We start from the raw sequence: 13,411 nt of genomic DNA on the forward strand, positions 1-13,411 counted from the left end.
TCGGATCGACGCCCGGCGTGAGCGCACGTCGGGCGTCATTCCACGGCGCGCCCTGTACGCAGACAGGTAGCTTGAGGAATTGATGGCTGACAACGAGGGCACGCCCACCCAGAACCCCGAAGTCCCCGCGCAGAGCACCCCGGCGGGTGATCTCTCGGTCGCCGACCTGCGCGAATGGCTGCGCAAATGGGTCGCCGACGCGACCGGGCAGTCGATCGACGCGATCACCGTCGACCGGCCGATGGAGGAGTTCGGGCTGGCTTCGCGCGATGCCCTCGCCCTCGGTGGTGACATCGAGGAACTGACCGGCGTCATCCTCACCCCGACGGTGGTCTACCAGCATCCGACGATCGCCTCGCTGGCCGAGGTCATCGTCAACGGCGAGCCGGAGCTGCCCGCCGACGAGGCGGACGACTACGCCGCCGCCTACCAGCCCGGCGAGACGCACGACATCGCCGTGGTCGGCCTGTCGACCCGGCTCCCCGGCGCGGGCAGCACCCCGGAGTCGACCTGGGAGTTCATCATCGGTCGCGGTGACGCGATCCGGGAGCTGCCGGAGGGCCGCTGGTCGGAGTTCCTCGGCGATGCCGGGGTGGCGCAGACCGTCGCGGAGTCCAACACCCTCGGCGGCTACCTGGACCAGGACGTGGTCAAGGGCTTCGACGCCGAGTTCTTCGCCATGTCGCCGGTCGAGGTGGAGCGCGTCGACCCGCAGCAGCGCCTGATGATGGAGCTCACCTGGGAGGCGCTCGAGCACGCGCGCATCCCGGCCAGCGAGCTCAAGGGCGAGAAGGTCGGCGTCTTCGTCGGCTCGTCGAGCAGCGACTTCCAGCTGATCGCCTCGCTCGGCCTCGGCGACCGTGACCCGAACCTGCCGATCTCGGCGGAGGCCTACGCCCTGCTCGGCGCGTCGACCGGCATCATCGCCAACCGCGTCTCCTACTTCTTCGACTTCCGTGGCCCGTCGGTCACCGTCGACACCGCCTGCTCCTCGACCATCGTCGCGGTCCACCAGGCCGTGCGCGCGCTGCGCGACGGCGAGGCCGACGTGGCGCTGGCCGGTGGCGTGAACATGATCCTGGCCCCCGTCATCACGCTCGGTTTCGAGAAGAACGGCGCGGTCGCCAAGGACGGTCACATCAAGGCGTTCTCCAACGACGCCGACGGCATGGTCCGCTCCGAGGGCGCGGGCCTGGTCGTGCTCAAGCGCCTGGTCGACGCCGAGCGCGACGGCGACAGCATCCTCGGCGTGATCAAGGGTTCCGCGGTGAACTCCGACGGCCGCTCCAACGGCCTGTTCGCCCCGAACCCGGAGGCCCAGGCCGACGTCCTGCGCGCCGCCTACCGCGACGCGGGCATCGCCCCGTCCACCGTCGACTACATCGAGGCGCACGGCACCGGCACCCCGATCGGTGACCCGATCGAGGCCGAGGCGCTGGCCCGCATCGTCGGCCGCGGCCGCGACGCCGACAAGCCCGCCCTGCTCGGCTCCGCCAAGACCAACTTCGGCCACCTCGAATCCGGAGCGGGCGCGGCCAGCCTCGCCAAGGTGCTGATGTCGTTCCAGCACAACGTGATTCCGCCGAACATCAACTACGCGGGCCCGAGCCCGTACATCCCGTTCGAGCAGGCCAACCTCAAGGTCGTCGACGAGCCGACCGAGTACCCGCGCTACAGCGGCGTCGCGACCGTCGGTATCTCCGGCTTCGGCTTCGGTGGCACCAACGCGCACGTCGTGCTCCAGGAGTACGTGCCGTCGCCGCCGGTCGTCGAGGACGTGACGGCCGAGCAGGTCGCCGCCGAGCAGGTCGAGGGCGAGGAGACCACCGATGTGGTCGCCGAGGCCACCGCGATCACCGCGGCCGCCGCCGAGCCGGAGCAGCCGGTCGTCGTGGAGTGGGACGGCGAGCGCGCCGAACCGCTGCCGGTGATCCTGGCCGTGTCGGCCTACCTGCCCTCGCGCCGCAAGCGCGCCGCGGCCGAGCTGGCCGACTGGCTGGCGGGCCCGGGTAAGGACGTCCCGCTGACCGATGTCGCCCGCGCGCTGGCCAAGCGCAGCCACCAGCGCTCGCGCGGTGTGGTGCTGGCCAAGACGCACGAGGAGGCCGTCGCCGGCCTGCGCGCCATCGCCGAGGGCAAGCCCGGCGCCGGTGTGTTCACCGCCGATTCCCCGGCGGCCGCCCCGCCGGTCTGGGTGATGTGCGGCTTCGGCGCGCAGCACCGCAAGATGTCCAAGCAGCTCTACACCGAGAACTCGATCTTCCGTAAGACGGTCGACGAGGTCGACGAGCTGGTCCAGGACGAAGCGGGCTACTCGATCCGCGAGATGTTCCTCGACGACGAGCAGGACTACGACGTCGGCACCTGCCAGGTCGGCATCTTCACCACCCAGCTGGGTCTGGCCGCGGTGCTGCGCGCGCACGGCGCCGAACCCGCCGCGGTGGTCGGTCATTCGATGGGTGAGGTGGCGGGCGCGTACATCGCGGGCGGCCTGACCCTGGAAGACGCGGTGCGCGTGATCTGCGCCCGTTCGCGCCTGATGGGCGAGGGCGAGCAGATGATCACCGAGGACGACGTGCGCAATATGGCGCTGGTCGAACTCAGCGCCCACGATGTCGCCGAGCTGCTGCCGCGCTTCCCGGACGTGGAGTGCGCGGTGTACGCCGCGCCGACCAACACCGTCATCGGCGGGCCGCGCGAGCAGGTCGAGCAGATCGTCGCCGAGGTGGAGGGCATGGGCAAGTTCGCCCGCATCCTGCCCACCCGCGGCGCGGGCCACACCTCGCAGATGGACCCGCTGCTGGGCGAGCTGGCCGCCGAACTGGCCGGCATCGAGCCGACCTCGCTGAAGACCGGCCTGTTCTCGACCGTGCACGAGGGCCTGTTCTTCAAGCCCGGTTCCGAGCCGATCCACGACGAGCCCTACTGGGTGAAGAACATGCGCCACGCGGTGTACTTCACCAACGCGATCAAGGCCGCCGTCGACTCCGGGCACACCACGTTCCTGGAGCTGGCGCCCAACTCCGTCGCGCTGATGCAGGTGCTCGGCACCACCTTCGCCGCGGGCGTGCACGACGCGCAGCTCATCCCGACGCTCAAGCGCAAGGAGGACGAGTCCGCCGGTGTCATCGGCGCGCTCGCCCAGCTCTACGTGCACGGTCACGCGGTGAACCTGAGTTCGCTGCTGCCCGAAGGCGATTACGCCGATGTGCCGCGGACGGCGTTCGTGCGCAAGGAGTACTGGCCCGCGGTCGCGATGTCCTCGGGTGGCGGTAACACCAGGGTGCCCGGCGCGCACGTCGCCATGCCCGACGGCCGCCACGCCTGGGAGGTGCAGGCCGCCTCGGTCACCGACCTGGCCGCGCTGGTGAAAGCCGCTGCCGCGCAGGTGCTCTCCGATGTCGCCGTGTCGGTCTCGCACCCGCACGCCGCGCTGCCGACCACCGGCACCCTGACCACCACCCTCACCCCGCACCTCGGTGGCGCGTCGGTGCAGGTGCACGCCAAGGGTGCCACCGGTTTCGCGCTGCTGTTCGACGCGGTCGTCACCTCCGGTGCCGCGCTGCCCGAACCCGTTGTCGCCGAGACCGTTCCGGCGGCCGTCGCCGCGCCGACCGCGGCCGAGGTGGCCGTGGCGACCAGCGACCGCTGGGACCCCAACGGCACCGAGACCGTCGAGCAGCGGCTGTGCGTGATCGTCGCCGAGTCGATGGGCTACGCCGTCGAGGACCTCCCGATGGAGATCCCGCTGATGGAGCTGGGCCTGGACTCGCTGATGGCGATGCGCATCAAGAACCGCGTCGAGTACGAGTTCGACATCCCGCAGCTGCAGGTCTCGGCCGTGCGCGACGCCAGCCTCAACGAGGTCTCCAAGGTGCTGCGCTACGCGATCGAGCACCGCGACGAGGTCGCGGCGATGGCGGAGAAGCAGGCCGCGGCCAAGGCCGCCGGTGAGGACGTCGAGATCGGCGTCGACGCGAACTTCGTCGAGGCCGCGCGCGCGGCGATCGCGGCGGGCGGGGATCCGCTGGCCGCGGCGAAGGCCGCCGGTGCGGAGCTGCCGTCGGAAGGTGGTGTCGCCGAAGCTGTTCCGGCCGAGGCCGAAGCGGCCGCGCCGGTCGCCGAGGTGGCGCCGGTCGCCGAGCCGGTGACGCCGGACGTCGACTACTCGGCCCCGGCCGGGGACGAGGACAACGTTCCGCCACGTGACGCTGCCGAGCGGCTGACCTATGCCACCTGGGCCTTGGTCACGGGCGCTTCCCCTGGCGGCATCTTCAACACCCTCCCGATTCTCGAAGAGGAGGTCGCCGAGAAGATGGCGGCCCGTCTCACCGAGCGGGTGGGCGCCGAGGTCACTGTCGACGATGTGCTCGACTGCGAGACCATCGAGCAGCTGTCCGACATCGTCCGCAACCTGCAGGACAGCGGTGCCGATGTGGACGGGTTCATCCGCCCGCTGCGGGTTCGCCCTGAAGGTTCCGATGCTGTCCCGGTTTTCGTGTTCCACCCGGCCGGTGGCAACACGCTGGTCTACGAGCCGCTGATGAAGCGCCTGCCTGCCGATACCCCGGTCTACGGATTCGAGCGGGTCGACGGTTCCATCGAGGAGCGCGCGCGCCAGTACCTGCCCGAGCTGCGCAAGATTCAGGGCGAGGGTCCGTACGTGCTCTACGGCTGGTCGCTGGGTGCCGTGCTGGCACTTCAGGTGGCGCAGTTGCTGCGCGCGGAAGGCGCCGACGTACGCCACGTCGGCCTGATCGACCTCGCCATCACGGTCGAAGCCGAGGACAACAGCCCGGCGGAGCGCCTGGCTCGTCTCGAGCGCTACCAGGCCTTCGCCAAGAAGACCTACAACGTCCCCGCCGAACTGGACCAGGAGCAGCTCGAAGAGCTGGCCGCGGCCAGCGATGACGACCAGATCAAGATGATCATGGATCTGGTCAAGCTCAGCGGTGCCAAGATCCCCGGCGGCGTCCTCGAGCACCAGCGGACGTCGTGGATCGAGCAGCGTGCGCTTCAGCAGGCACAGCCGAGCCAGTACGACGGTGACGTCGTGCTCTACCTGGCCGATCGCTACCACGACGGTGCCATCGAGCTCGAGCCGCGCTACGCGGATCGTCGCCCGAACGGTGGCTGGGACGAGTACATCCCGAACCTGGAGATCGTCAACATCCCCGGCGATCACCTCCAGATCGTGGACGAACCGCGAATCGGCCAGATCGGTGCGGATCTGTCCGCCAAACTGGCGAAGATCGCCAAGGGAGAGAAGTGAGCACTACCGCGGAAAAGCTTGTCGATCTACAACAGCGCCTCGAGCTCGCCAAGGAGCCCGCGGGTGCGAAGGGGATCGAGAAGCGAGCGCGGAAGGGCATTCCCAGCGCCAGGGATCGCATCAACATGCTGATGGACCCGGGCACCTTCGTCGAGATCGGTGCCCTGGTCCGCAAGCCCGGTGACCCGACCGCGCTCTACGGTGACGGTGTCGTCGTCGGGCACGGCCTGGTCGAGGGCAGGCCGGTGGCGGTGTTCTCGCACGACCAGACCGTCTACGGCGGTTCGGTCGGTGAGGCGTTCGGCCGCAAGCTGTGCGGCATCATGCAGTACGCGTCCAAGGTCGGCATTCCGCTGGTCGGCATCAACGATTCCGGCGGCGCGCGCGTGCAGGAGGCGATCAGTTCGCTGGCCTGGTACGCCTGGATGGCGACCAATCTCGAGCCGCTCTCCGGCATGGTGCCGCTGGTCTCGCTGATCCTCGGCAACTGCGCCGGTGGCGCGGTGTACGAGCCGATCTGCACCGATGTGGTGGTGGCGACCGAGTCGGCGCACATGTTCGTCACCGGTCCGAAGATCATCAAAGAGGTCACCGGCGAGGACGTCAGCCTCGAGGAGCTCGGCGGCGCGCGCACGCAGGCCGAGTACGGCAACATCCACCACGTCGCCAAGGACGAGGACGCGGCGTTCGCCTGGGTCCGCGAGTACCTGGGGTACATGCCGAGCAGCTGCCAGGAGCTGCCGCCGGTGGTCAATCCCGGTCTCGAGCCGGAGATCACCGACACCGACCGCGAGCTGAACACGCTCATGCCGGACTCGGACAACGCCGGCTACGACATGCACGACATCCTGCTGCGCATCTTCGACGACGGTGAGTTCAAGGAGATCAGCGCCGAGACCGGCCAGAACATCATCACCGGGTTCTCCCGCGTCGACGGCAACACCGTCGGGGTCGTGGCCAACCAGCCGCTGGCCTCGGCCGGCGCGCTGGACGCGCGCGCCTCCGACAAGGCCTCGCATTTCGTGCGCCTGTGCGACGCGTTCGAGATCCCGCTGATCTTCGTCGTCGACACCCCCGGCTTCCTGCCCGGTGTCGAGCAGGAGAAGGTCGGCGTGATCAAGCGCGGCGGCCGCTTCCTGTTCTCCTACGTGGAGGCCTCGGTCCCCAAGATCACCCTGGTGGTCCGCAAGTCCTACGGCGGCGGCTACGCGGTGATGGGCTCCAAGCAGCTCGGCGCCGACATCAACCTGGCCTGGCCGACCGCCCGCCTCGCGGTCATGGGCGCCGAGGGCGCCGTCAGCTTGCTCGGCGCGGCCCAGATCGCCGCCGCCCCCGAGGATCAGCGCGCCGCCATCCGCCAGAACCTGATCGACTTCTACAACGCCAATATCGCCACCCCGTGGGTGGCCGCCGAACGCGGTTTCATCGACGCGGTCATCGAACCGGCCACCACCCGCCTGGAGATCCGCCGGGCGCTGAAGTTGCTCCAGGACAAGAAGATCCAGCGCAACCCGCGCAAGCACCACGTCCTGCCGCTGTAGCAGGCACGCCGACACCCGAACGGGCCGCCCCGGAGTCTTCTCCCGGGCGGCCCGTTCGTGTGTGCGGGGTGTGTTCGGGCTCCGCCGGAGGCCCCACACCGGCCTGCTACAGTCCGCTCCGAAGAGTTTTCCCGACGGTGCGTCGGGAAAATTTCGATAGCGAGAGTTGGGCTTCGATGGTGAGTGGTTTTCCGGGCGTCGACGGGTTCCTCGGTACCCGGGCGTCGCTGGCGATGGACATGATGGTGCTGGTCATGGCGTTGGTCGTGGTGGTGCTGGCGTGGAGTGTGTACGCGGTCAGGAGCCGGCGGAAGTTCCGCTGGCACAAGGTGGCCCAGATCCTGCTCGGGTCGGGGCTGCTGGTCGCGGTGGTGCTGTTCGAGATCGACGTCCGGTTCAACGGGTGGCAGGATCGCGCGGCCGGGGTCGTCGGCGGGAGCGCGTCGGCGGCGGTGTGGACGGCACTGATCGTGCACCTGGCGTGCGCGGTGTTCTCGGTGGCGCTGTGGCCGGTGGTGATCGTGCGGGCCGTGCGCGCCTTCGGGTCGCCGCCGGAGCCCGGCGCGCACAGCGCCTCGCATCGCCGCTGGGCGCCGATCGCCGCGATCGGGATGACGCTCACCGCCGTCACCAGCTGGGTGTTCTACGTCCTGGCCTTCGCCGTCTGATCAGCGAGTCGGCAGCGCGGACAGATACGGCCCGACCAATTCGGTTGCCGCCGTGGCGGTCCGCTCGAGGTCAGCGCCGCTTTCGAGCAGGCGGGAGGCGGCGTGCACGATGCCGTCGATGAGGGCCGCGACGGTGGCGGGGTCGTCGGTGCCGAGGGCGCGCAGCGCGGTGATCAGCGGCGCGCGCAATCCCTCGTGCAGTTCCCGGCTGTAGGCGGCGATGTCGTCGTCGATGATCGCGGCGAGGACCCGGGCCAGGGCGTGCTCGCCACCGGCGACCAGGTCGAGGTTGGCCCGCACGTAGGCCAGGACCGCCGCGGCCGGATCGGGGGTGGCGGCCATCGCCGCCGAGACCCGGCGGGCCCACTGGGGGAAGGTGTCGGCCAGCAGCTCGGCCAGCAGCTGGTCGCGCGAAGCGAAATATTGATACACGCTGGGACGCGCGAGTCCGGCGCGCGCGGCCACTTCGGTGAGCGTCGGCGGCCGGGACGGATCGGCCATCAGGATGGCGCGCGCGGCGTCGAGCAGGGCACGGCGTTGCGCTTCGCGGTGCTCGGCGAGTGTGGCGGCCCGAATCCTCGGCACCGGGCCTCCTGAGAATCCGGCCGGATCGGGCCGCCGGCGTTGTCACCGGCGGCCCGACAGGGAAAGTCAGGCGACAGTGGCCTTTTCGATGACGACGTCGTCGACCGGGACATCCTGGTGGGGGCCCGCGTTGCCGGTGGAGACGGCGGCGATCTTGTCGACGACCTCGGTGCCCTCGGCGACCTTGCCGAAGACGGCGTAGCCCCAACCCTGGCCCTGAGGGGCGGTGTGGTTGAGGAAGGCGTTGTCGGAGACGTTGATGAAGAACTGGGCGGTGGCCGAGTGCGGGTCGTTGGTGCGGGCCATCGCGACGGTGTACTTGTCGTTCTTGAGGCCGTTGGTGGCCTCGTTCTGGATCGGCGCCTGGGTGGGCTTCTGCTTCAGGCCGGGCTCGAAGCCGCCGCCCTGCACCATGAAACCGGGGATGACGCGGTGGAACACGGTGCCGTTGTAGTGGCCGGCGTTCACATAGTTCACGAAGTTGGCGACCGTGTTCGGCGCGGCCTGGTCGTCCAACTCGAGCACGATCTGTCCGTAGTTGGTTTCGAGATTCACCTTGGTCATGCCGTCGAGTCTAGGGACGGGAAGGGTCGGGAGAAGACCGGGGTCCGCACGGGCGCGGACCGCTGCCGAAAAATCGCGGCCGGGTGCCCGTGGGCGGCACCCGGCGCGAATATTGCCTACGATGTGTATGGAACCCGCGTGCGAGTGCGAGACGCACGCGGGTTCTTTTATCGCATACCCAGGCAATTCACCGAATTCGAGGTGACCGCGCGGTCATTCGAATTCACCCCGGAATTGTCAGGGGCCGACCGTGATCGGCACCGCCGGGGTGGTGGTGTTGGTGACCTTGTAGACGCCGGTCACCGTGCCCGTTGTCGCGCTGGTCGGGCAGCCGAAACCACCGGTCACCTTGATGGGTGCCGGGGAATTCGTGGCCTGGACCGTGGACGGGGTGCCGTTGGTCCAGGTGCCGGCCAGCGAGGCCGGGGCGGTGGGCGCGACGACCACCTTGCAGGAGGCCAGACCGCTGGTCTGGATCACCATGCCGCCGGTCGGGATGTTGATCGTCCCCGAGATCGGCGAGCCGTTCTGGCCCGTGATCGACCAGCTGCCGCTCGTCGTCACGGTCGCGCTGACACCCCACATGCTGGTCGAGCAGCCGGTGAAGCTGGGCGCGCTGATCGGCACGGTGACCGGCCCGCTCGGGTTGGTGTTCCCCGGCGCGGCGGGCACCGCGCCGGTCGCGGTGGAGGTGTTGCAGGTGATCGTGACGCCACCCGCGACGGCCTTGACCACACCCTGGTTGGTGGCCTGGACCGCGGCGCCCGCCGGGCTGACGGTCGTCGAGGCCTGCGCCGCGGCGGGGCCGATGCCCAGCGAGGCCGCGGCGATCGCACACCCGGCTGTCGCCACTGCGGTGCGTGCGAAGAAGTTGCTGTGGAACATGCGTACTCCTTGGTGAAATCGACATCTCCGGGATGTGAAGATGTCGTGTTCAAGAGTACGAAGGCCGTAATTCTGTAGCGCGTTATTCGCGCCTACCATTTCATTCGGGAACCTTCGCGTTTCGGCCTCCGGGAAATCGCTCCGGACTTAAAATGCGGGACTGTAACCGTCTGTAACAGTTACTGCTTTTCGTACTAATATGCACCCTGCACACTGGTAGCATCGAAAAACTCCTGTGCCGCACCCGCTCGTCGGCCGATCATCCCGCCCGGACCTGGATCGATAGCGGATTAGCATAATGCCGAAACCTCCGGCCGTGCGGCGTGATCCCGGCGCTCGGTGAAGTCGGCGCACGTCGCACGCTTAATGAAACGCTTGAACTTCACACCATAGCGTGCTCCATGTCCGACGGCATGGCGTGCGACCCCTCACAACCACCCTGGTGCGGATACCATGGCGAACCGTGCCAGACGCCGCAACAGCTGTTCTCACCAAGCCACCCGCCGAACCGGTGGCGTCCGCGAAGGACTACACGATCGCGCGATGGATCGCGCTCGTCGCCGGAATCCTCGGCGCCCTCTTCGCGGTGGCGACGCCATTCCTGCCGGTCACCCAGACGACCGCGCAGCTGAATTGGCCGCAGAACGGCAAGCTCGGCAATATCCAGGCACCGCTGATGTCGCAGGTGCCGATCGACCTGAACGCCACCATCCCGTGCTCGGCGGTCGCGACGCTGCCGGCGCAGGGCGGCATGCTGCTGGCCACCGCGCCGCCGCAGGGCGACCGGGCCGCGCTCGAGGCGCTGTTCGTCCGCGTCTCCGACACCTCCGTCGACGTGGTCGACCGCAACGCGGTGGTCGCCTCGGCGGACCGCGCGGCGATGGACCAGTGCTCCGCGATCGTGATCAGCTCCGACCAGAACCGCACGACGGCGGTCTTCGAGGGCATGACCAAGGAGATCGAGCGGCCGATCCCCGGTCAGCCCGGAGCGGTCGAGACCGTCCAGGTGCCGGTGCAGGGCCAGCTCGCCGGTGACCTGCGGCCGCAGATCGTCGGCGTGTTCTCCGATCTGAAGGGCGCTGTCCCGCAGGGCCTGTCGCTGACCTCGACGATCGACTCGCGCTTCTCCTCCAGCCCGTCGGTGCTCAAGCTGGTCGCGATCATCGCCGCCGTGCTGTGCACGCTGCTGGCGCTCGGCGCGCTGGCCAGGCTCGACGGCAGCGACGGGCGCGGGCACCGCCGGTTCCTGCCGAAGAACTGGCTGAAGCCGACCTGGGCCGACGGCGCGGTCATCGGCACGCTGCTGGTCTGGCATTTCGTCGGCGCCAACACCTCCGACGACGGCTACATCCTGTCGATGGTCCGGGTGGCCCCCGACGCGGGCTACATGGCCAACTACTTCCGCTGGTACGGCGTGCCCGAGGCGCCGTTCGGCTGGTACTACTACGTCATCCAGGTCTTCGCCGAGATCTCCACGGCGAGCCCGTGGGTGCGCCTGCCCGCGCTGCTGTGCGGCATCCTGTGCTGGATGGTCATCAGCCGCGAGGTGGTGCCCCGCCTCGGCAACGCGGTGAAGCGCTCGCAGGTGGCGCTGTGGACCGGCGGCCTGGTGTTCCTGGCGTTCTGGCTGCCGTTCGACAACGGCCTGCGCTCGGAGCCGATCGTCGCCCTGGGCGCGCTGCTCACCTGGGTCTCCATCGAGCGCGCCATCGCCACCGGCAGGCTGCTGCCCGCCGGGATCGCGGTGCTGATCGCGGCCTTCACCCTGGCCGCCGCCCCGACCGGCCTGATGTGTGTGGCCGCGCTGCTGGCGGGCATCCGGCCGCTGGTGCGGATCATCGTGCGCAGGCACCGGCAGTTCGGCACCTTGCCGCTGCTGGCCCCGATCGCGTCGGCCGGTCTGCTGGTGCTGGTCGTGGTCTACGGCGATCAGACCTTCGCCGGTATCCAGGAGGCCAACCGGGTGCGCCAGGCCACCGGCCCGAACCTGGCCTGGTACGAGGACTACCTGCGCTACTACTACATGTTCGTCGAGACCGTCGACGGCTCGCTGGCCCGGCGCTTCGCCTTCCTGGTGATGCTGCTGTGCCTGTTCACCACGCTGCTGGTGCTGCTGCGCCGCCGCCAGGTGCCCGGCATCGCGTCCGGTCCGACCTGGCGGCTGATGGGGATCGTCTTCGGCACGATCTTCTTCATGATGTTCAACCCGACGAAGTGGACCCACCACTTCGGCGCCTACGCGGGCATCGCGGGTTCGCTGGCGGCGGTGACGGCGGTCGCCGTCTCGCAGAGCGCGCTGCGCTCCCGCAAGAACCGGGCGATCTTCCTGGCCGGATTGCTGTTCGTGCTCGCGCTGTCGTTCTCGGGCATCAACGGCTACTGGTACGTGTCCAGCTACGGCGTGCCGTGGTTCGACAAGACCATCTCGCTGCGCGGGATCAACTCCAACACGGTGATGCTGATCCTGTTCGGCGTGGCGCTGGCGCTGGTCGGCTGGTATGCGCTGCGCGAGGACTATGTGAAACCGCAGCCCTCGGCGAAGACCGTGCGGGGCAGGCGGATCCGCAAGTTCGCCGCCATCCCGCTCACCGTCGTGGTCGGCCTGATGGTGCTGTTCGAGGTGCTCTCGCTGGTCAAGGGCGCCACCCAGCAGTACCCGGGGTACTCGCTGGCCCGCTCCAACATCGACGCGCTCGGCGGCAACGCCTGCGGCCTGGCCAACGACGTGCTCGTCGAAGCCGACCCGAACGGCGGCAGGCTCGATCCGATCGTCGATCCGGCCACGCCACTCACCGACCCGAACGATCCGCTGGCCGGAACCGGCTCGGTCGGCTTCACCCCCAACGGTGTGCCGGGCGATCTGTCCGCCGACGCGGTCGAGGTGAAGCCGGGTACCGGCAACACCAGCAACCAGTCGGTGGGCGCGGCCTTCGCCGAGGGCGAGAGCGCGGGCACCGGCGGCGGCGAGGGCGCGCTCGGCGTCAACGGGTCGACCGTGGCCCTGCCCTTCGGGCTCGACCCGGCGCAGACCCCGATCCTGGGCTCCTACCAGGAGGGCGTGCAGCAGCCGGCGCGCCTGGAGTCGTCCTGGTACGGGCTGCCCGCCCGCTCCGACGACTCGCCGCTGGTCGTGATCTCCGCGGCCGGTCGCATCGCCTCCAAGGACGACACCGGCGCCGACAAGTACGGCCAGTCGCTGCTCGTCGAGTACGGCACCCGGAACCCGGACGGCAGCGTCGCCACGCTGGGCAGCTACCTGCCGCGCGATATCGGCCCGTTCCCGTCCTGGCGCAACCTGCGCGTCCCGCTGGCCGACCTGCCCGCCGAGGCGAACGCGGTCCGCATCCTGGCCAACGACCCGATCCTGATCGGCGACCAGTGGCTGGCGTTCACCCCGCCGCGGGTGCCCGAGCTGCAGAAGCTGGACTCCTTCATCGGCCGTACCCAGCCGGTGCTGCTGGACTGGGCTGTCGGCCTGCAGTTCCCGTGCCAGCGGCCGTTCGCCCACCGCAACGGCGTCGCCGAGGTGCCGAACTACCGCATCCTGCCGGACCGCCCGCTGGCGATCTCCTCGACCGACACCTGGCAGGCCCAGGAGTTCGGCGGTCCGCTCGGCTTCTCGCAGATGCTGGCCGGCCGGGTCACCATCCCGACCTACCTGAAGGACGACTGGGCGCGGGACTGGGGCTCGCTGGAGCGCTACGACCAGTACCTCAAGGCCGAGCCCGCGAAGCTGACGACGGGCACCGAGACCCGCGACGGGCTGTGGACGCCGGGCCCGCTGCGCGTGTTCTGACCGACGCCGGAAAGTAGGAAGGCGGGGGGCCCCCCCCGGGGGGGGGCGGCCGCGGGGGGTGGGGGCGGGGGAGGGGGGCGACGCGGGGGGGGAAGGGAGG

General features: G+C 69.5%; 7 protein-coding genes. 4 read left to right on the top strand and 3 right to left on the bottom strand.

The features are described from left to right. Positions 1–82: 82 nt before the first annotated feature. The 3 genes from pks13 to AB0H54_RS14490 all read left to right on the top strand — a co-directional run bounded on the left by pks13 (position 83) and on the right by AB0H54_RS14490 (position 7,481). Positions 83–5,272, top strand: a complete 5,190-nt coding sequence (gene pks13, locus AB0H54_RS14480) for a polyketide synthase Pks13 (protein WP_357345789.1) — start codon at positions 83–85, stop codon at positions 5,270–5,272. After that, positions 5,269–6,813: an acyl-CoA carboxylase subunit beta gene (locus tag AB0H54_RS14485; protein ID WP_355283652.1), complete on the top strand. Its 1,545-nt coding sequence runs from the start codon at positions 5,269–5,271 to the stop codon at positions 6,811–6,813. The genes pks13 and AB0H54_RS14485 overlap by 4 nt, the downstream gene beginning before the upstream one ends. 179 nt (positions 6,814–6,992) lie before the next feature. After that, positions 6,993–7,481, top strand: coding sequence for a DUF420 domain-containing protein (locus tag AB0H54_RS14490; protein ID WP_357345791.1), 489 nt, complete (start codon positions 6,993–6,995; stop codon positions 7,479–7,481). Here AB0H54_RS14490 and AB0H54_RS14495 read toward each other — a convergent pair whose 3' ends face one another. From AB0H54_RS14495 to AB0H54_RS14505, 3 genes are all read right to left on the bottom strand, one after another. Further along, a complete protein-coding gene (locus AB0H54_RS14495; protein WP_357345793.1) occupies positions 7,482–8,066 on the bottom strand; it encodes a TetR/AcrR family transcriptional regulator in 585 nt (194 codons plus the stop codon). A gap of 66 nt (positions 8,067–8,132) precedes the next feature. Continuing rightward, a complete protein-coding gene (locus AB0H54_RS14500; protein WP_357345795.1) occupies positions 8,133–8,630 on the bottom strand; it encodes a peptidylprolyl isomerase in 498 nt (165 codons plus the stop codon). A gap of 237 nt (positions 8,631–8,867) precedes the next feature. After that, a complete protein-coding gene (locus AB0H54_RS14505; protein ID WP_355283661.1) occupies positions 8,868–9,515 on the bottom strand; it encodes a hypothetical protein in 648 nt (215 codons plus the stop codon). Between the two features lie 511 nt (positions 9,516–10,026). On the opposite strand from AB0H54_RS14505, the gene AB0H54_RS14510 reads away from it, so the two are divergent. Next, a complete protein-coding gene (locus AB0H54_RS14510) occupies positions 10,027–13,311 on the top strand; it encodes an arabinosyltransferase domain-containing protein (RefSeq protein WP_357346594.1) in 3,285 nt (1,094 codons plus the stop codon). Positions 13,312–13,411: the final 100 nt, after the last annotated feature.

It is taken from the genome of Nocardia sp. NPDC050718 (assembly GCF_040654235.1).
Lineage (GTDB): Bacteria > Actinomycetota > Actinomycetes > Mycobacteriales > Mycobacteriaceae > Nocardia.

What these genes read in the sequence shown, in the direction of transcription:
- AB0H54_RS14505 (WP_355283661.1), bottom strand. Translation starts at nt 9,515, where the DNA reads ATGTTCCACAGCAACTTCTTCGCACGCACCGCAGTGGCGACAGCCGGG.
- AB0H54_RS14500 (WP_357345795.1), bottom strand. Translation starts at nt 8,630, where the DNA reads ATGACCAAGGTGAATCTCGAAACCAACTACGGACAGATCGTGCTCGAG.
- pks13 (WP_357345789.1), top strand. Translation starts at nt 83, where the DNA reads ATGGCTGACAACGAGGGCACGCCCACCCAGAACCCCGAAGTCCCCGCG.